The sequence below is a fragment of the Eubacterium segne genome (genome assembly GCF_014287775.1).
GTDB classification, from domain to species: Bacteria; Bacillota; Clostridia; order Lachnospirales; family Lachnospiraceae; genus Eubacterium_G; species Eubacterium_G segne.
Genome location: NZ_JACOOZ010000009.1, coordinates 20,183 through 41,457 on the forward strand (window position 1 = coordinate 20,183; position 21,275 = coordinate 41,457).

General features: G+C 34.6%; 17 protein-coding genes. 13 read left to right on the top strand and 4 right to left on the bottom strand.

What is annotated here, in order from left to right:
- Positions 1-5 precede the first annotated feature (5 nt).
- A complete protein-coding gene (locus H8S00_RS11670) occupies positions 6-1,211 on the top strand; it encodes a deoxyguanosinetriphosphate triphosphohydrolase family protein (RefSeq protein ID WP_021952569.1) in 1,206 nt (401 codons plus the stop codon).
- 59 nt (positions 1,212-1,270) lie between these two features.
- On the opposite strand, the gene H8S00_RS11675 is transcribed toward H8S00_RS11670, so the two are convergent.
- Positions 1,271-2,362 (bottom strand): DUF6273 domain-containing protein, encoded by a 1,092-nt coding sequence (locus H8S00_RS11675; protein WP_021952568.1) that lies wholly within the window; start codon positions 2,360-2,362, stop codon positions 1,271-1,273.
- Positions 2,363-2,668: 306 nt separating this feature from the next.
- Here H8S00_RS11675 and H8S00_RS11680 point away from each other — a divergent pair, with 306 nt between their 5' ends.
- From H8S00_RS11680 to H8S00_RS11725, 10 genes are all read left to right on the top strand, one after another.
- Entirely contained in the window at positions 2,669-3,271 is a 603-nt protein-coding gene (locus H8S00_RS11680) for a DUF4230 domain-containing protein (protein ID WP_021952567.1), read from the top strand.
- Positions 3,272-3,562: 291 nt separating this feature from the next.
- A complete protein-coding gene (locus H8S00_RS11685) occupies positions 3,563-3,895 on the top strand; it encodes a hypothetical protein (RefSeq protein ID WP_021952566.1) in 333 nt (110 codons plus the stop codon).
- A 4-nt stretch (positions 3,896-3,899) separates the two neighbouring features.
- Entirely contained in the window at positions 3,900-4,463 is a 564-nt protein-coding gene (locus tag H8S00_RS11690; protein WP_186840615.1) for a DUF6591 domain-containing protein, read from the top strand.
- Between the two features lie 395 nt (positions 4,464-4,858).
- The gene (locus tag H8S00_RS11695; protein WP_243053091.1) at positions 4,859-6,994 is read left to right on the top strand and encodes a purple acid phosphatase family protein; all 2,136 of its coding nucleotides are present in this window, start codon (positions 4,859-4,861) and stop codon (positions 6,992-6,994) included.
- A 31-nt stretch (positions 6,995-7,025) separates the two neighbouring features.
- A complete protein-coding gene (locus H8S00_RS11700) occupies positions 7,026-8,165 on the top strand; it encodes a YibE/F family protein (RefSeq protein ID WP_186840616.1) in 1,140 nt (379 codons plus the stop codon).
- Positions 8,166-8,337: 172 nt separating this feature from the next.
- Positions 8,338-9,645: an ATP-binding protein gene (locus tag H8S00_RS11705; RefSeq protein WP_186840617.1), complete on the top strand. Its 1,308-nt coding sequence runs from the start codon at positions 8,338-8,340 to the stop codon at positions 9,643-9,645.
- A gap of 69 nt (positions 9,646-9,714) precedes the next feature.
- On the top strand, positions 9,715-11,046 hold the full coding sequence (locus tag H8S00_RS11710; protein ID WP_186840618.1) for a sodium-dependent transporter: 1,332 nt from the start codon (positions 9,715-9,717) through the stop codon (positions 11,044-11,046).
- Between the two features lie 28 nt (positions 11,047-11,074).
- Complete coding sequence (locus H8S00_RS11715) at positions 11,075-12,550, top strand: hypothetical protein (RefSeq protein ID WP_118589701.1); 1,476 nt, start codon at positions 11,075-11,077, stop codon at positions 12,548-12,550.
- A gap of 87 nt (positions 12,551-12,637) precedes the next feature.
- Complete coding sequence (locus H8S00_RS11720) at positions 12,638-15,019, top strand: YfhO family protein (protein ID WP_118589700.1); 2,382 nt, start codon at positions 12,638-12,640, stop codon at positions 15,017-15,019.
- Positions 15,020-15,085: 66 nt separating this feature from the next.
- Positions 15,086-15,886: an SDR family NAD(P)-dependent oxidoreductase gene (locus H8S00_RS11725; RefSeq protein WP_118589699.1), complete on the top strand. Its 801-nt coding sequence runs from the start codon at positions 15,086-15,088 to the stop codon at positions 15,884-15,886.
- Positions 15,887-15,964: 78 nt separating this feature from the next.
- Here H8S00_RS11725 and H8S00_RS11730 read toward each other — a convergent pair whose 3' ends face one another.
- Together H8S00_RS11730 and H8S00_RS11735 are read right to left on the bottom strand one after the other, a co-directional pair.
- Positions 15,965-16,909 carry a hypothetical protein gene (locus H8S00_RS11730; protein WP_118589698.1) on the bottom strand — a complete coding sequence of 315 codons (945 nt, stop codon included), beginning with the start codon at positions 16,907-16,909 and terminating at the stop codon, positions 15,965-15,967.
- A 191-nt stretch (positions 16,910-17,100) separates the two neighbouring features.
- A complete protein-coding gene (locus tag H8S00_RS11735) occupies positions 17,101-17,994 on the bottom strand; it encodes a cation efflux transmembrane domain-containing protein (RefSeq protein ID WP_118589697.1) in 894 nt (297 codons plus the stop codon).
- A 188-nt stretch (positions 17,995-18,182) separates the two neighbouring features.
- Here H8S00_RS11735 and H8S00_RS11740 point away from each other — a divergent pair, with 188 nt between their 5' ends.
- Positions 18,183-18,998 carry a MerR family transcriptional regulator gene (locus H8S00_RS11740; protein WP_021952555.1) on the top strand — a complete coding sequence of 272 codons (816 nt, stop codon included), beginning with the start codon at positions 18,183-18,185 and terminating at the stop codon, positions 18,996-18,998.
- Between the two features lie 83 nt (positions 18,999-19,081).
- Positions 19,082-20,512, top strand: a complete 1,431-nt coding sequence (locus tag H8S00_RS11745) for an N-acetylmuramoyl-L-alanine amidase family protein (RefSeq protein ID WP_243053090.1) — start codon at positions 19,082-19,084, stop codon at positions 20,510-20,512.
- Here the strand turns inward: H8S00_RS11745 and H8S00_RS11750 are convergent, their stop codons facing one another.
- Complete coding sequence (locus H8S00_RS11750; protein WP_118589696.1) at positions 20,513-21,208, bottom strand: class I SAM-dependent methyltransferase; 696 nt, start codon at positions 21,206-21,208, stop codon at positions 20,513-20,515. It abuts the gene before it with no gap.
- Positions 21,209-21,275 lie beyond the last annotated feature (67 nt).

Below are 21,275 nucleotides of genomic sequence, written 5' to 3' on the forward strand. Positions count from 1 at the left end.
AATCTATGCCCCACTACAATGATTTATCTAAAGAATTACAGGAAAGAATCCTTGATGACCGTAAAAATCACCGGGATAATCCGTATGCATTTTCAAATGAAGATGTTCTTAGAAGGAATATGAGCCATGATAAAAACAAGCTTCTGCGCCCGGCTTTTGTAAGGGATTGTGAGAAAATAATGCATCTTCCCATGTACAATCGCTATGCAGATAAAACACAGGTTTTTTCATTATATAAAAATGACGATATATCCAGGCGTTCAAGTCATGTACAGCTGGTGTCAAGGATAGCCAGAAATATAGGTAGTTTGTTGGGACTTAATACAGACCTTATTGAGTCAATTTCTTTAGGACACGATATTGGGCACACACCATTTGGACATGCCGGAGAGAGAAAGCTTAACGAACTTTATTTTGGAAGTACGGGAAGATATTTCAATCACAATGTACATAGTGTGCGGGTTTTGGATAAAATTTTTCCTCAAAATCTTAGTATGCAAACCCTTGATGGAATTTTATGTCACAATGGGGAAATGGAACTGGAAAAATATATGCCACGGAAATATGCAGATTTTAAGATTTTTGATGAAAAGGTTGAAGAGTGCTATAAGGATATGGATGCTAACAGGCGACTGGTTCCGGCTACTTTGGAAGCCTGTGTAATGCGTATTTCAGATATTATTGCTTATTTAGGGAAGGATCGTCAGGATGCCCAAAAATTGGGATTGTTTGAAAAGGAACCGGATTTCTTTGGTGGGAAGATAGGTAATACAAATGCAGAAATAATTAACAATATGATTGTAAATATTGTGGAAAACAGTTATGGCAAAAACTATCTGAAAATGGACAAAGATTACTTTGAAGCATTTTCCCAGGGAAAAAAGGAAAATTATGAAATGATTTATGGAAACGTCAAAGTTGGTAAGGTCTATGAAGAAGAAATTAATCCTATGATGGAGGAAATATATTTAAGGCTTCTTAAGGATGCAAAATCTCATAATAAGGAATCTGTTTTGTACAAACACCATATAGCATATGTAAAAAAAATGACAGGATATTATTCTGATGCAGATTATGAGGAAAATACTCCGGATGATATTGTAGTTGACTACATTGCCAGCATGACAGATGATTATTTTGTGGATTTATACAAGTATTTATTCCCTAAGGGAAAACATGAAGTAAAATATATAGGATATTTTAATGAATAAAAAAGCTTTGCAGGTTTGTATAAAATCTGCAAAGCTTCTTCTATGTGGTTTAAAAATAATTATTCTGCTGAAACCCAAAGTGCCGGACGGGCATATAGGTTTATGGCAGATACAGGATAGCCGTATGTCATAATGTGTCCGTAAGCTGAAAATTGAGCTGTTGACTGGGTCTGACCCGGTTCAATAAGCCAACATGTTCTGTCGTTATTATTTAAAGTTTTCTGATATTTCAATTCCTGCTGACTGTTTAAAATAAATACTTTGTCAGTGGTAGACTCACCACCTACAGTTTTATAATCTGCATTATCAGAAATTGTAATTTCAGTATCTGCAATATATTTTTGGGCTTCCGTGCTAAATGATTCATTTAAAAATTCACCATTTAAATATTTGCGAAGAGTACAATCATGCCATGTGGTAGCTTTTGCTTCCTCGTTGTAAGGAAGTCCCAGTACAGGAACCAATTTTACAAGAAGATAATCAGAACCGTTCTTATCCACAAGCAACCAGTGATACTCACCAAAAAATACAGTTGAACCAATTTTTGAAGTTTTAATAATTTGTAATTCAACTTCTGCCAGCTTTGAGGCACTATCCTGATAATCTCCCAGTAGCTGGTAGGTTTTAAGGGCTGTTTTGTAGTCCTTATTCTTTACACATTCACCTGCATATTCATATCTGCTTCTGGTGCAAAGTTCTTTACTGTCACTGTAGTTTTCATCTTCTAAGCCTTTAAACATTTTGTAAGCTTTTTCGTAATTTCCTACTTTTTCATAATATGAAGCACGGGCATATCTTCCCGGCTGGGTTTTAAAGTATATTGCTCCACCAATAGCACCAAGGACCAAAACGCCACACACAATTAAAATAATAAGTCCTACATGGTGATTTTTTTTATCCTTTTTCTCAGTAGGAACTGTAGGAAGAACTTCCTTTTCGTCTTTGGCAAGTTCATCGTGTTCAGCTGCCTTTTTTAAACAAGCCTCGTACTTAGTAGGAGAGTCTTTGTAATCTCCCAATGATTTATATATTTCGGCAATTTCCCTGTACATATCGGCTTTATCTTTGTTTCTTAAAAAGTTATGAATGGCTTTTTGCAGTTTGTCTGCACGAATATATTTTCCTTCCAAAATTTCATTTGATTCCGCCATAATCTTATCCTCCTATATAATATGTAGTGCCCCCTCTCTTCGGTTAGTGGCAATTCATTGGAAACATCCTGAAAAATAAACTTCGCTCATTTTGTTTCCTTTTTCCTATTTAACATACCTATTATACAACGTAATGTAAAGTTCACAAGGGAAAACTGATAACTAGTATACCACAAATAAATATTTCTACCACCAAAACAGTAAAAAATATGGATTATGCTTAAGGAAATGATTGATATTAGATTTGAATAATGTATAATGTTGGTGGGTAAAAACCGGATTCATAAGATAAGAGAGGGAAAAAACATGAAGAAAATTTTTAAAGGAACTGTAAGGAAAATAATCACAGTATTATTAATTTTGGCATGTTTAGCAGGTGTGACATATTTTGGAATAGGAAAATATACAACATACATGAACAAAACCATCAAGCTGGGATTTGAAAATATTGGGGAATTGGCTACTCAGTCGGCATATTGCACCGGAGTAGGTTCAACAGATGATTGGAGAAAAATGTTTGGCTCCATAAAGATTCCATTTACTGAAAGTAAATATGTTTTTAGCTGTGATGTGGTTATAAAGGCAGGTTACGATTTTGCTGATATAGACTATGATGTTGAACGTAAAGAAAAAGTAGTTACCGTTCACATGCCGGAGGCAAAAATACTAAGTTCAGAATTAAAACTGGATTCTTTTAAGGTATATCATCAGCAGGAAAGCATTTTCAATAACATAAAGGTTGAAGAAAATGTTGAGGAGCTTAAAAAACTGAAAAAGCAGACAGAGGAAGACGCCAAGGCAAATGGTTTGCTGGAGAATGCAAGAACAAATGCGGAAACATTAATTAAGAGCTTTTTATCACAAAGCTATAATCAGGATGAATATAAATATGTATTTAAGGATAAGTAGGAGGTGTAACAAATGAAGAAAAAATTATTAAAAGGAATAGGTATTGTAGTAGGAATTATAGTGCTGTTTTATTTGGGACTGATGGCAACAAGATAATAGTAAAAAAGTATAAAACCGGTAAGAGGAAAGTTAAAATCCACTTACCGGTTTTTTTATGGGAAAATATTTTGCCACTTTATCTAATAACAATTAAAAAATATATTCGCGAAATTTACAAAGGCTGTGATGAAGCAACCTAATGGACTTCAGAAAGGAGAAGGCAAAAAAAAGAAATATGCCTGGTAAATTTCAATGGAATTTTCAGAGAAAACAGCAAGTATCAAATTCCCTCACGATTCTGTAAAATCAAATTCAGAGGTGATGAAATTGAGTAGCAACGTGGATAATTATTGTGAAATCTATAAGGAGTTAGCGGAGCTAATTGGGGAAACTAACACCAAAAGGATATGGAGTTATTATCGGGGATTGTCTGTTCAGTTTCCACAACGTTTGTATTCTAAAGAATTTACGCGAAAATTTATAGCGGAAAATTTAGATACAATGAAACCTAAGGAAATGGCGAAACACCTAAATTTAACTGAACGACGGGTACGCCAAATAGCAAAGGATGTAAAGGAGATGTAAAATTATGGAAGAAAACAATGAAAAGAAATCAAACAAAGTGGTTGAGGCGATTAAGAGACACAAGATACTGACTATTATAGGTATAATAGTGGTTTTGGCATTGGTGTTTAATATTAAAGGCAAAGTGGATAATAACAATCAGAAAAAATATGAAGTAGCTATGAAAGAACAAACCAATGGGGGTGTTGAGGAACAGAAAACCATAGCAGAGACAGAAAGCGAAGACGTAGATAGTGAAGAAAATACAACTGAAATCCCTAAATTAGAAACAACTAAAGCAAATAAGAAAGAAAAAAAATCTGATTCAAAAGTTTCAGCGGATTTTAAGGAAATGATGGATGGCTATGAAGAGTTCTTTAATGAATACGTTGATTTTATGAAAAATTATAAAAGTTCCGATAACATTTTAGGAATGGTTGCGGATTATGGAAAATATATGAACAGTTACTTAAGCATGATGAAAAAGTTTGAGGCAATAGACAAAGATGAACTATCCACTGCGGATGCTGCATATTATGTGGAGGTTTCGGGACGAATACTTAAGAAGTTGGCAGAAATCGCACAATAATAACATAACTACTTAACATCATAACAATTGTTATCACCCAGGAAACAGGAAACAGCACAAAAAGACTTTCCAGAGATGGGGAAAGTCTGAATATGGTAAAAATCCAAACAATACGAAGGAAACATGTGCCAATTATTGTGAATATGGCAGGAAGGGTAGAGTGCCTCCTGCCTCTTGGTGCACCAGCCGGTGGCAGTGGTAAAATTTTTGGAATATTTAAAATACAGGGAATAATTTTTACTTAAATTTAATATTACTCCTCCTTACAATTTAACATAGGGCAGATAAAATAAAACCCGATAAGGCTTATCAGACAAGTATTAAATTGAGAATTAAATACACAAAATGAAATGTGCATTTAGTAAAAGCCGTTATGGCAGAAGGAGAAAATTAATATGAGAAAAAAGAATATTGCCCAGATCGCAGCAATAGCTATGGCAGTAACAATGGCGGCTACATCAGCACCGGCTAATGTATTCGCATATGGAGAAACAAGTGGAAACAGCACATTATTCGCTGATACACAGAACATATCAGACTACAGCAATTGGAAAGATACGGTATGGAATATAAAAGATTCAGAGGGAAACCTTACAAGAGAAGGGGAAGCCTATGATTCATCAAAAATTATTCTTACACCGGGAAAAGACGCTAAGGATTTAGGATTTGCATGGTACTCCAAAGAAAAAGGTGAGCCGGCAGTTAAGGTTGGAAAGAAATCGGATTTAAGTGATGCAAAGGAATTTAAGGGAACAGCAACGGAAATTAACCGTTCAAACCAGAAAAATACATACAAGGCATCAAATAAAATTACAATAGAAGATTATTTTGAAGAAGACACTACTTATTATTACAGCTACACAGACGATGTTAAAAATCCAAACTGGAGTGAAGCAAAGGCATATACAACAAAGAAAACATCATCATTTCAGACAATTCTTGTAGGTGACCCACAGGTTGGAGCTTCAGGTTCAAAGGGACAGGGAACAGATGATGATTTAAACATTGCCGTTGACACTTACAACTGGAATAAGACATTGGAGCAGTCAAAGGTAACAGCACCAAATGCAAGCTTTATATTATCAGCAGGTGACCAGATTGATTATTCAGGAACAGACAGCTCAGATGGGAAGAATGTAAGAGAAAGCGAATATGCAGGATTTACATATCCTTCAATCTTGAGAAATCTTCCTTTGGCAACAACTATAGGCAACCACGAAAGCAAAGGAACAGATTACAAATTCCATTACAATAACCCTAATTCAGATGACAATTTAGGAAGCACGAATTCAGGCTCAGATTATTACTTTAGTTACGGCAATGTGTTGTTTATCAGTTTAAACAGTAACAACAGAAATACAGTAGAGCATAAGGAATTACTTAAAAAAGCAGTGGCAAGTCACAAGGATGCAAAGTGGAAAGTTGTTATGTTCCATCATGACATTTATGGTTCAGGTCAGCCACATTCTGATACAGACGGTGCTAACTTAAGAGTTTTGTTTGCACCTTTAATGGATGAGTTTGGAATTGATGTGTGCTTAACAGGTCACGACCATTCCTACGCAAGATCTTACTTAATGGCAGATGGTACAGCAATAAATTATGGAGATTCCGTTGCAGTTAATCCGGAAGGAACACTTTACATTGCAGCAGGTTCAGCCAGCGGAAGTAAGTTCTACAAATTAGCAACCACAAAACAGTATTATATAGCAGAGCGTTCTAATACACAGCTCCCAACATTTTCAACTATTGATTTTACAGATAATTCCCTTGTAATAAAGACATATGATTACAACGGAAATAAATATGCAGATGATTATACATTGTACAAAACAAATGATAATATCTCCATGAAAGAGTTAATAACCGAAGCAGAAAATGTTAAGAATGATGGTTATACAACACAGTCATGGGATACACTTCAAAAGGCAATTGAAAGTGCAAAAAATCTTATGCAGTACACAGGGGAAGACAAGGGTGCCTTAGACCTTGTAAAGGCTTACGACAAGAACAACGACAATGATAATCCTGATGATATGCTTAACTACTATGGATATGCTCAGGGGGATTATCAGAAAGATAAAACAACAACTTTGAAGACAGGATTTTCCACATTGTTAGATAAGACAATGGATACAAAGCTTGTTATTGGTCAGAAAATATTTGAATACAACTACAATAACCTTTTAAAGGCAAAATCAGGCTTACAGAAGAAAGCTGAAACAAATAATGATGACAAAAAGGATGATAACAAAGTTAACAAGCCGGTACAGAAGTTGTCATTAAAGGCAGGCAGGAAGACAGTTAAAACAGGTAAGACAATTACTTTAAAGAAAGGAAAAACATTACAGTTAAAACTTACGGTAAACGGTGTTACAGGAAAGAACGTTAAATACACAACTTCAAACAAAAAGGTTGTAAGCATTTCTGCAACAGGAAAAATTAAGGCATTAAAGAAGAGCAAAAAAGCAGTAAAGATTACCGTAAAGTTTGGAAACAAAAAAGTTTCATTTAAAGTAAAGGCTAAATAGATAATCTGTTAAAAAATTGAGGATTAATTTAATGAAGAAATATTCAAATGTTATATTTGTTGTTTTCCTTATAATCTTCGCAGCAGGACTTTGGTTATTCAACTCCCGGATAACCAGAGTCCCTTTGCTATCTGATGACAATTTTAATTTCGTAAAGGGCGAAGTAGTGGAAGTAACAGAGGATAATACAGTAGATAATCAGGTAAACGGTGGGAGCCAAAATGTAAAAGTGAAAATCAGATCCGGAAAATATAAAGGAAAAATCTGTGATGCTAACAATATGAATGGATACCTTTACGGAACATATTGTACAAAGGGAACAAAAGTAATCGTGCAGCTTAGCAGTTACAATGATGAATTGTCAGGAAGTATATATGGATATGACAGAGGAAACATTATTTGGGGGATTGTAGCTGTTCTAGCCATTGGATTATTTGCCGTAGGGGGAAAACGTGGCATTAAATCCATGCTGGCACTTATATTTACCTTTGTATGCGTAATATATCTATACATCCCCTTAATGTACATTGGCTGTTCGCCTTTCTGGGCAGCAGTTCTGGTGGTAATATTTGTAACGATAGTCTCCATATACCTTATATGCGGCTACAACAAAAAAGGAATTTGTGCTATTGCAGGTACCATACTTGGAGTTCTAATTGCCGGAATATTTGCCACGGTATTTGGAAAAATAACCCGTATAACCGGTTATAATATAGAAGATATAGAAACGATGGTATATGTTTCCCAAAACAGTAAGCTTCAAATAGGTGGAGTGTTTTTTTCAGGAATATTAATTGCTTCCCTTGGAGCAGTAATGGATGTGGCTGTTTCCATTTCTGCCACAATAGAGGAAATACATAACAAGCGACCTGAACTTACTACAAAAGAGTTGTTTAAATCAGGTATACATGTGGGAAAAGATATGATGGGAACAATGTCTAACACATTAATATTGGCATTTACCGGCGGAGCAATAAACACGATGATACTTATTTACGCATATATGATGCCGTATTTACAGATTATTAATATGTACTCCATTGGAATCGAGGTAATAAAAGGTATATCGGGAACACTTGGAATTATACTTACAGTACCGCTGGTTTCGGTAATTTCAGCGTGGATGTATGGAAAGAAGAATCCTCATGAATCGAAAAGCAATGAAGAGTGAGGTTGTCGTGTAAAAAAAACAATTACGTCCTTAAAAATGTAACAAAACACACTTTTACGTCCTTAAAATGTAAGAAAAATACATTTTTACGTCCTTAAAAATGTTGACGTGTAAAAATAACATGGATATAATTATATAAAAAGAAGGATAATAAAGAAAAGGGTGTGGTTGTATGAGACGTTTTGCATTGGAAAAATTAAAAAAATGGAAGGACAGTGAAAGTAGAAAACCACTTATTATACGAGGTGCCAGACAGGTAGGAAAAACATGGCTTATGAAGGAATTTGGAAGAGAGTGTTTTGAGAATGTGGCATATGTAAATTTTGACAGCAATGTCAGGATGAAGGGGGTTTTTGAAGGTCAGATTGATATTGAGAGAATAATACTGGCTATTGAAATTGAAACCGGTGTAACCATTGAAAGGGAAAATACGTTATTAATTTTTGACGAAATTCAGGAGGTTCCAAGAGCACTGTCATCTTTAAAGTATTTTTATGAAAATGCGCCGGAATATGCTATTGTGGCTGCCGGTTCTCTTTTAGGTGTAGCAATGCATAAAAAAACATCATTTCCTGTGGGAAAAGTTGACTTTATGGATTTGTATCCCCTTAATTTTCAGGAATTTTTATGTGCATTAGGAGAAGAGAGATATGTAGACATTCTCCAAGGTAAGGACACAGATATGGTAAATACCTTTAAAGATAAATATATAGATAGACTTCGTGAATATTACTATGTTGGTGGAATGCCGGAAGTGGTGCAAACCTACGTTGACACTAGAAATTTTAAAAAAGTAAGAGAGCTTCAAAAAAATCTTATAAATTATTATCAACAGGATTTTTCAAAGCATGCGGAGATGAATCTTGTTACAAGATTAAATCTGGTATGGAGCTCAATTCCTATGCAGTTGGCAAAGGAAAACAAAAAATATATATATGGTCAGGTAAGGGAAGGTGCCAGGGCAAAGGATTTTGAATTGGCAATTCAGTGGCTTTTAGACTGTGGATTAATTCATAAAGTACAGAGAATAAATAAGCCTTCGTTGCCGTTGAAGGCTTATATGGATTTAAATGCATTTAAAGTTTTTTTACTTGATATTGGTTTGTTAATTGCAATGACTGATTTAGATGTAAAAGTAATTCTAGAGGGAAATAAAATTTTTACAGAATTTAAAGGAGCCCTTACAGAGCAATATGTTTTACAACAATTAATTTCTGAAAATGGAGTAATGCCTTATTATTATTCAGCCACAAATTCTCAAGGGGAGATTGATTTTGTAGTACAGGGCAAAACTTCAGTTATTCCTATTGAAGTTAAGGCAGAAGAAAATCTCAGGGCTAAGAGCTTAAAGGCATTTTGCGATAAGTATAACCCTAAATTTGCAGTGAGAACTTCTATGTCCGATTATAGAAAACAGGATTGGATGACCAATATTCCTCTTTACAATATTGATAGAATAAGGGACTATCTTGAACAGTAAAAAGTTATAGGGGATTTCCACGTTGTATGGTACAATAGTTACCATACTAAAGGAAAGGAAATTCTAATAATGGAAAAAACGAGAGATGGCTTTAAGAGCCGGACAGGCTTTGTAATTGCCTGCATTGGCTCAGCCGTAGGTATGGGAAACATATGGAGATTCCCATACATGGTATCAGATTGGGGAGGAATGACATTTTTAATTCCATATGTTCTGTTTGTAATTTTAATTGGAGCATCGGGAGTTATCGAGGAAATGGCACTTGGTCGTGCGGCAAAGGGCGGACCTATTATAGCTTTTGGAAAGTGTACGGAAGTTCGGACCGGTAACAAAAAAATAGGAGAGAGAATAGGTATTATTCCGGTGATTGGCTCTCTTGCCCTGGCAATCGGTTACACGGTAGTAGTTGGTTGGATTTTCAAATATACTTTTCTTGCCTTGTCAGGACAGTTAGCAGGCATGGGACAGGATATGGATGCCATAGGAGGTATGTTTGGAACCACCGCAACAAAATTCGGTAACAATTTATGGCTGGTGGTTGCAGTAATAGTAACAGCGGTAATTATGGCATTCGGAATTGCAGGAGGAATTGAAAGGGCAAACAAAATAATGATGCCTCTTTTATTTGTGCTGTTTTTAGGTCTGGGTATTTATATATTTACATTACCGGGAGCAAGTGACGGATATAAGTACATATTCACAATTAATCCAAAAGGACTGTTAAATGTAAGATTGTGGATTTTTGCCTTTGGTCAGGCATTTTTCTCACTTTCCATTGCAGGAAATGGAACAGTAATTTACGGCTCATATTTAAGCAAATCAGAAAATGTTGTAACATCTGCCGGAAATGTGGCTATATTTGATACTTTGGCAGCATTACTTGCGGCATTTGTAATTATTCCGGGAATGGCAGTTGGAGGTGCAGAGTTATCTTCAGGAGGTCCGGGACTGATGTTTGTATATTTGGTAAATGTGTTTAATGGAATGCCCGGTGGAAAAATTGTAGGAATAGTATTTTACATTTGTGTACTTTTTGCAGGAATGAGCTCACTGGTTAATTTATACGAAGCGCCGGTAGCAACAATGCAGGAAAAGTTTGGTCTTAAAAGACCGGCAGCAGTTGGTGTAATAGCTGCTATTGGTTGCATTGTGGGACTTGCAATTCAGGGAATCGTATCAGGATGGATGGATGCCGTTTCAATATATATTTGTCCGTTAGGAGCAATGCTTGCAGGCATCATGTTCTTCTGGGTAGCAGGAAAAGATTTTGCATTAGAAGCAGTAAACCAGGGCAAGGACAAGCCTATTGGAAAGTGGTTTATGCCTCTTGGAAAGTATGTGCTTGTTCCTTTGGCTTTTGTAGCATTAGTTGCCGGAGCAATTTTAGGTGGAATAGGTTAATGGTTGAAAATTGGGGAGGAATTAAAAGATGACTTATAGTAACCCGGCAACTCAGGGAAAGAAAATTACTATTATATTTGGAGTAGTGCTTTCAGTTCTTGTACTGCTTACCATAAATCCGGTTATTGATAATGATTTCTGGTTTTTGTTAAAAGGTGGGGATTATGTAATGGCTAATGGCATTCCCCATACGGAGCCTTTTACAATGCATCAGGGATGGAATTTTGTTATGCAGCAGTGGCTTAGCTCTGTTATTTTCGCATTAATTTATAATACATTTGGCGTAATGGGAATGGTTGTGACCATGAGTATTATATCATTAATTACAACTCTTATAATTTATAAAATATGCTTGTATGTTACTAACAACAATACTTTAATTTCTTTTATTATAGGCTGTGTGTATGTTATTATAAATGCTTTTTCATGTGTTACCAGACCTAAGATTTTTACAGCCCTTATATTTGCAGTTGAATTATATTATCTTGAGAAGTTTATAAAAGAGCAGAAAACCAGGTATCTTATAGCACTTCCTATATTATCGGTTTTGGAAATAAATCTTCATGCCTCTATGTGGTGGATGATTATTGTGTTAATGCTTCCTTATGTGGCAGACAGCATTTCCATTCCCAAATTAAAGGTTAAAGGGGAAAATAAAAAAATTATTCCATTGCTTTTATCCATGGTTGCGGTATTTATTGCCGGATTAATTAATCCATATGGAATTAAAGCTATTACGTATTTGTTCAGGTCTTACGGGCTAGAAGAAATAAGCGGGTATATTTCTGAAATGCAGGGGATTAACGTTAATGATGCCATGGGAATGGCAATGGCGGTTATTATGATTATAATGGTTTTTGCCTATATTTTATACCGCAGGGGTACTTACAAAATCAGATATTTTTGTCTGACTTTAGGAACAACTTATTTGATGTTGTCGGCATATAGAAGCATATTTATATTTGCCACAGGAGCATTGTTCCCATTAGCATACTATCTAAAGGATGTGTATCCACCTGAAAATAAAAAGTCCCAAGAGTCAAACAGAAAAACTGTTAATATACTATTAGTAGTATTGTGCATTGCAATTGTGGCAGCGGTAGCAGTTAAATTTATAAAATATGATGATTCTTCTGCTCAGGCAAAATGTAAGGGAGCAGTTGAATATTTAAAGGCAAATAATAATCCGGATGATGTGGTATTATTTACCACATATGAAGATGGAGGATACGCAGAGTATTGTGGATTTAAGCCATATATGGATGCCAGGGCGGAGGTTTTTGTTAAGAAAAATAACGGTAAGGCAGATGTTATGAAAGAGTATAACAGGCTTGAGGATGGGGATATTTATTACAAGGATATATTTGATAAGTATAAATTTACTCATGCAATTCTTTACAAAAAGGGACTGCTATATACATATATATCAAAAGATAAGGATTATAAACAGGTTTACTCGGATAAAAACAGGGTAATTTATGAGTATGTTGGGGAAAATAGATAAAATATCACATTTACATCATATTTAATTTTTTAAGAGTGTGTGCTATAATACACCTTAAATATATAGAGAAAAGTTTTAAGGTGTGCTATGAAAACTAAAAATAATTTATTTACATATATAATTTCCATGGGACTCCCGGCAATAATTTTGACAGGAGTTCTTTTATTTGTGGAAAATTATCCTTTTGGAAATAATAATTTTACCCTGTGGGATATGGATTATCAGTATCTGGATTTCTTTCAGTGGTTAAAGAGGGTGTTTAATGGAGAGGCGAATATTGCCTATTCATTTGGAAAATCATTAGGGGATAATACCATAGGACTTTGGTCATTTTATTTATCAAGTCCATTTAATCTTCTTTTGTTTTTCTTTAAGGATATCCAACTGTTTATTGTGGTTTTGGCAATTATCAAAATAGCCTTGGCAGGTCTTACCTGCTGTATATACTTAAGAAAAAGGTTTGAAAATCTCTCAGGGGTGTGGGCGGTGTTATTGTCTGTGTCCTATTCTATGATGACCTACAGTATAAAACAGATAACCAATATCATGTGGTTAGATGGAGTAGTTTTTCTGCCTCTTGTAATGCTTGGGGTATACAGGGTAATTACTGAAAATAAGAAAGTATTTTTGTACATAATAACGGTAGTTGCGGTTATATCCAACTGGTATACGGCATACATGATTTGCCTGCTGTCAGTATTTTATTTCGTATATGAGGTTATGCAATTTAATAATCAGGGATTAAAGCCAATACTTATAAAATTCAAAAATTACTGTCTGACAATGATACTGTCAGTTTTAACCACTATGTTTTTCTTTATTCCTATGGTTATGCAGCTGTTAAACGGAAAGGGAATAGAGCATGACAAATTTTTCAGATTTCAATTTCGATGCAATATATGGGATATAGTGAAGGCACTGTTTCCAATAAATGCAAATGTAGATAATTCAAATATACTGATTTTGTTTTGCGGTTCCTTAACGTTAGTAGGCACAATATTATATTTTGTAACGAAAAACATTGGAATCAGACAGAAAATATGTGTTGGAGTTTTACTGCTTGTTTTAATTGTATCTGATGTATTTTATCCAACGGAAAAAATCTGGAATGGCTTTAGAAAAGTGGCATCGTATTACAGCAGGTCGGCTTTTGTAATATGCTTTTTCATGGTGCTTCTGGCTGCAACTTATTTTAACACAAGAAGAAAAATAAAGAATTTTAAAGTTGTGGCAGTGATTTGCACCATTTTAGTTGTAGGTGAACTTTTTTACAATACTAATATTTATATTTCAAGCTTTAGTATTAAAAATACAAAAGAGTACAACAGCTATGTAAGTAATGCCCGAAGGCAGATTAATGAAATAAAAAACTATGATAACAGTACATTTTACAGAGTGGAACAAACAGGCAGCAGAGTAACCAAACCTAAAAATACTTTTGGAGCTTTTAACGAAGGTATGGCATATGGGTATATGCCCTTAGCTTCTTACAGTTCTACCTTTAATAATTCCATAATGAAGCTTTATTCAAAATGTGGATATAGTGAGTGTAAGAGGGTGATTATATATAAGGAACCTATTTTAGTAAGTGATTCTCTTTTGGGAATAAAGTATCTTTTAAGTAAAAAGGCACCTTTAGGATACAAAAAGGTAAAAAGCATAGAAAAATATAATAAAAAAAGTGTATACGAAAATCCTTATGCATTAGGGTTAGGATATTTAACCCATAAGGATGTGTATAAGGATATAGTAGCAGAAAATTCTTTTGAATATCAAAATAGACTGTTAAGTGGAGTTGTTGGAAAACAGGTAAATGTGTTTAAAAAAGTTAAGTCCCGGAAAATTTCTAAAAACGGAAAAATTACCTGGGTAATGAATAGCCCAAAATGCAGCAATGTGCTTTATGGATATCTTACAAGGCGATATGAAAATAAAGTGGATTTGTATGTCGATGGAAAACTAAGAACGGATTATGGTCAGTGGAATTCATATAAAACCGTTCAAATTTCTCAGGATAAAAGGGGACAAAAGCATACAGTGGCAATGAAGGGAAAAATATTTACAACAAGTGGAATCAGAGGCATGTTTTATTATTTGGATATGGAGGAATTTAGGCGTGTAATAAAACTTCTTAAGAAAAATAATTTTTTCCCTGACATAATGAAGGATGGCTATGTTGAAGGAGACTATAATGCCGGAAAAAAGGGACAGCTTCTTCTTACAATTCCTTATGATAAAGGCTGGAGCATTAAATGCAATGGCAAAAAAGCAGAGGTTAAAGTTGCTCAGGGAATATTTACTGTTATAAATGTTGATAAGGGAAAAAATCACATTGTTATGGAATACCACACACCGGGATTTAAGGCAGGAATAATAGTTTCAGTTATGGCATTGTTATGCTTTATATTATGGCAGGTAAAGACAAATAAAAGAACATATAACGTTGACCCGGCAAATTTAAAGTGTTAATATCTAGTTATCGGGCTTATGACAATCAAAAGTAAGCTAGTGACAATTATGTCTGGAGGTGTTTTTATGGGATTTTTGAAAGGGAAAACTGCAATTATCACCGGCGGTGGAAGAGCAGTTTTACAGGATGGAAGTTGTGGCTCCATAGGATATGGTATTGCTACTGCTTACGCTAAAGAAGGTGCAAATCTTGTTCTTACAGGAAGAAATGTTAAAAAGCTAACTGATGCTAAAGAGGAACTGGAGAGCAAGTACGGAATAAAGGTCTTACCGGTACATGCAGATATTAGCGCAGGTTCAGATAATGAGGCAACTGTAAAAGAGGTTGTTAAAAAGACAATAGATGAATTTGGACGTATTGATGTGTTAATTAATAATGCTCAGGCATCAGCTTCAGGAGTAACCATTGCAGACCACACTACACAACAGTTTGATTTGGCAATGTATTCAGGAGTTTATGCAACGTTTTATTACATGAAAGAATGCTATCCATACTTAAAGGAAACAAAAGGCTCGGTTATTAATTTCGCTTCAGGAGCAGGATTGTTTGGAAACTTTGGACAGTGTGCTTATGCAGCTGCAAAAGAAGGCATAAGAGGTCTTACAAGAGTTGCGGCAACAGAGTGGGCAGCAGATGGAATCAATGTAAACGTGGTATGTCCTTTAGCCTGGACATCACAGCTTGAAAACTTTGAAAAGGCATATCCTGAGGCATATAAAGCCAATGTAAAGGTACCGCCTATGGGACGTTTCGGAGATGTTGAAAAAGACATTGGACGCCCTTGTGTACAGCTGGCATCACCGGATTTTAAATATATGAGTGGTGAAACTATTACATTAGAAGGTGCATTGGGACAGCGACCATAGTTGTAGATAAAATTATAAAGAAATTAAAGACTGCAGTGAGGGTATTTTCATTTACCTGCCTGCAGTCTTTTTATAAAATTATCCCAATTTCTCTAAAATTTTCTTAGCATCGTATTCAGGAGCAAAGTCTTTAGCTACGTCATATATTTCTTTAATTTTGGAAACATCCTCTTCTAAGTCATCAGCAATCTGATTAACGGATTTTCCTTTGGATAATTTTTTACAAATTAAAGAAACCATAAGTTGATTTTCGCCTTTTGTAAAACCTGTTGATTCGCCCTTTACAAATCCATCATCATAAGCATCCTGTCTTAGATATTCCATTGTTTTCTTTTCGTCATATTCCGTAAGAAGTGTGTGCATAGCCTCAGTCTTCCTTTCCAGCAGAAAATCTTTTAAAACATCATGCTCTATACAGTAGTCTATGGCATTTTCAATAGCGGCATTTATATCATTATATTTCTGCTTATAATCATTTATCGTTTTTATTAGTATACCATAATCCGATAATGTTTTACAGTTAGACAGTAATTTTTTGTTATGTCCGTAGTTAATATTTAATATTGTAGCAGTCCACTCAAAACACCCCTCCCTTGAAGGCTCAATAAAAGCATCTGATAATTTTAATAATTGTTTATCGGGCATATCCCTTTCACCGTTATAAAAAACGTAATATTGCGGTGTGGGAAGCTTTACCAATTTATCTCTATAAATTCCCAAACTTCCTGTTGAAATATATTTGTTGTATAAATCCGCAAAATACATAAATCCCCGCAGTGGCATATTGGGATTCCAGGTGCTTTGCTGCTCAAACAATGCCAGATTATTTGATATAATGCAGGACACGTCATTTTTCATGCTCATATACAGGGCATTATCCATGGTAGTGATTTCCAAATCATCTAAATTAGTGTAACAAGTATCATTTAATGCGTTATAAAGACTAAGTAAATTGCCCTTATACTTTTCATAGCCAAATACCATACAAAATACCCGGTCTTTGTGGTTTCTATTATACTTCATACTATAAAATTCTCCTTAATATTCTTTCAGTGCAATTAGATGTGTTCGATAACTAAAAGAAATAGAAGATATATAATATTATACATACAATTAACAACTTTGCAAGCGGCAATAAAAAAACAGGTTAAACAGTTAGAAAAAATACTGTTTAGCCTGTTGTGAAAATACACTATTATTCAAATCCTGCAATGTTATATTGCCGGAACAATTTCCACAGATATCTGATCAAATTTATTTTCTAAGTCCTTTGTGATATGTTCCTGTATCCTCTTAAAATCCTTAATTTTTACAATATCATTTTTGCTTTTAACATAAACCTCAATCCATGTTTTACGTCCGGTTTGGGTTACATCAAGAAAATCAAGGCTGTAGTCATAATTTTGAATATCCTCATTAACAACCTTTCTGATTTCATCCATAACATCCTGTTCAGGGGAGAAAAGAACTAACTCCTTAAGATTTTTTATAATCTGTAAAACCGGTTCCTTAACCAGGAACAAAGCCACAACAATGGCTACAGATGAGTCAATGTAAGGTATTACAAAGTTAAGCTTTGTATTTGCCAAAAACAGCTGGAATAAAAAAGCCACGGAAATTCCAAGAGTGCTTACAATATCAACCTTCCATAAATATAATTCCGATTTTATAATCATGGAAGAATATTTACGGCTTAAATGCTTCAACATCAGCAACATAACAATGCAGCCACCACAAAGGGAAGCTTCATAAATTAACACGTTTAATGCATTAACTGTGTGTCCACCGTGTAATAATACAACTACATTTGAAGCAATCATATTAATAACCACAATCAAAAGAACAACATATTTAATTAATACCAATAATGATTCAATTTGTGAACAGCCATAAGGTTTCTTTTCAGAAACAGGTTTATACAGAAATGGAACCAATGCAAACATTGGAAGCAAAAGAAGTAAATCAAATAAATCGAATATTCCGTCAGTCATTACGGTTTTAGAACCCAACAAAAATGAAGCTATAATTTCTAATAAAGTAAATGCAATGGTGCCTCCCAGTGAAAGCTTTAATATTTTGTTTTCTATTTTGTATTTCTCATCTTTCATAATGAATAAAAAATAATCCTTTCCAAAGAACAATAAATTTTATTGCCTTTTTTGTTCTACAATATAATAAAGTCTGGTATAATACTAATGTCAATATGCCTAAATACAGATATAATACCTAAAAATACTTATTATATCTATTATAATTGACAAACAAACATTAGTATAATACAAGGAAAGAAACGAAAATGAAGCGAAAAAAGACTTTTAACATAGGAGAATTATCAAGATTATTTAATGTAAGCACGGATTCCATACGTTACTATGAAAAGATTGGAATACTTAACCCATTGCGAAATCAGGAGAACAATTACAGGGTTTATACCTTATCAGATATACGTCAGCTTACCATGATAAGAGAGTTGCTGGGACTGGATTTTTCCACAGAGAGGATAAAGGAATTTGATAAAAATCAAAATGTGGAAACCACTAAAACATTACTTACGGAGGAGCTTAATATTGTTAATCAAAACATAGTTGAGTTGTTTGAAAAAAGAATAAGTATTGAGGCAAGAATTAAGTCCTTAGAAGAAAATATGAATCACACTGATTTAGAAAACATCAGGCTTAAAAATTTTGAAGAGAGACACTGTGTAATGATAAGCGAATCCAATTTAGATGATGATGACGTGGATTATTATCTTGTTAAATATATGCAGTCCCACAAAAACAAAGTAGACACAATAGGAGCCTGTGACTGTTATGTGTTAGACACAAGCAAAGTAAATGACGAGGACAATTCCTATATTACAAAGGGGGTGTTTTTCTATTCTGACACACTTTTATATAATAGTAATTATTCCCTTCCTGCCGGAAAGTACCTGTCTATTTTCTATAAAGGTTCATCTACAAGAACCAAACAGGGAGTGGACAAGCTAATAGCTTACGCTAAAGAACATCATCTGAAAATAACCGGTGATCCCATAGAATTTTGCCACATAGATGATTATGAAACATCCATAGAGGAAGAATGTCTTACGGAAATTCAACTTCCGGTAAAATAATGAATGGAAATAGTGTATTTTACAGTTGAATTGAAGGGGATAAGTGTTAAACTAAAGTTAATAAATATAAAAGGTGGTAGCCTATGAATAAAAAGACAATGAAAATGATAATTGCATCAGGAATTATTGTAATAGCAGTGACTATTATGGCGGGAATTAATAATACGGGATTTAAAATGCCGGGTAGAGCTACGGTTAATTCTGTAATAGAGGCGGAGGAGACTTCTACAACGGTTACGGATTTTGAAAAAGAAAGACCGGTAATAGCTTCTATTGTTAATAACAGGAATGGCATTGCCATAACATGGAATAAAATAGAGGGGGCTACAGGCTATTATATTTACAGGGACGGAAAGAAAATCTGTCAGGTGAAAAAGGAGACAACTAAATATACAGACAAAGGAGCAAACAAAAACGGTACTTTATATGGATTTAGCATTATGGCGTATAAAACAATTAATGGAAAAACATATAAAAGCGTGATTTCTCCGGGAGTTAAAAGCTGTTTTCTTAAGGGAAGCAGCATTGATATATTAACCAAAAAAGCAGGAAATACTCATGTTTCCTGGCGCAAAAACAGTAAGGCTAATGGGTATCAGGTACAGTATTCCACAAAGCAAAGCTTTAAAAAAGCAAGGGTTAAAACAGTAAAGGGACAAAACAAAAAATCTGCAAAGCTATCTAAACTAAAGAATACAAAGAGCTATTATGTAAGACTAAGGGGTTATGTCAGGAAAGGAAAAAAGAAATATTATTCACATTGGAGTACCTGTGCCAAAATAATTCCATGGAATGGTAAATGGGAGTTTGCAGGTTATTCAAAAATACATACAGATTCAGCCACCTTATATTTTTCAAGTGCACCTAAAACTAAGAAAAAAACAGTGTGTATAAATGCAGGTCATGGAACTAAAGGAGGCGAAAGTGTTATGACTTTATGCCATCCTGATGGCAGTGGAAAAGTAACGGGAGGAAGTACGGCAGCAGGTGCCATAAGAGCTACGTCAATTAATAGTGGAACTGTTTTAAATGACGGAACCACAGAGGCGCAGGCTACATTGAAACTGGCAATGGTAGTGAAAAAGAAGCTTTTAAAAGCAGGTTATAATGTTTTAATGGTAAGGGAAGGCGAAGATTCCCAGATAGACAATATTGGAAGAACAGTGTTTGCCAATAACTGTGCCGATTATCACATTGCCCTGCATTACGATTCTTCATCATCTGATAAAGGGGCATTTTATATTAGCGTACCTGAAAATAAGTCATATAGAAATATGTATCCGGTTTCTAAAAATTGGAAAAAACACAATAAATTAGGAAAAAATCTCGTATGGGGAATGGAAAATGCAGGAGTTAAAATATATGGAAAGGGGGAAATGGCAATTGATTTAACTCAAACCTCCTACTCTACCATTCCATCGGTGGATTTAGAGGTAGGAGATAAGAGCAGCAATCATTCAAACAAGGCATTAAAAACCATTGCTTCCGGCATTGTTAAGGGCATGAATAAATAATTACCTTTTTTCTAACAAAAACAGACGGTTCATGCCTTCCTGCCATGGGTATGGAAACTCTAAATATCGTAAAATGTTGTAGGACTTTTCAAAGCTTTGTTTCCAGGATGCCGTGTCAAGTTCACGGTATCTTAAAACCCCGTCCTCCTCAAAAAGATTGTCCTTAATCTGGGTCATCCCCCATTCAGCCATATCGGCTTTGTCATAATAAGGATTTAATTTTACAAACATTAGACCTTTCGGGGATAAAAGATCAGTAAGGCGATTAAAGGTTTTTACAGCTACATCTTTAGGCATTACGTCTAAAACATTTGACAGTATTATTCCGTCAAAGGAGCCTTCCTCGTAGCTGTCAAAGTAAGATATGTCTCCTATATCGAAGTTAAGGTTTTTATAATTATTTACGGAAGTCATTTTGCGGGCATATTGGATGCCTGTTTCTGACAAATCAACTCCCAGACCAAAATTCATATTTCCAAATTCATAGCATTGAAAAATCACATCTCCGGTGCCACAGCCAAAATCCAAAATATTTTTACATTTGCTGGCAAAAATATCTAAGCAAATATCAAACATAGGCTCCACGGAAAGAGATTTTCCTTTTAAATCAACGATTTTGCAGTGGGAGTAAGTTTCGTTCCACATATTAACGGCACGATCGTAGTCCTGTTTTATTATTTCATCTTCTTTGTTCATTTTGCACACCTCTTTTTAGTATTTTTCAGTATTAACACAATTATAGATTCACTTTTTAAAAGAATCA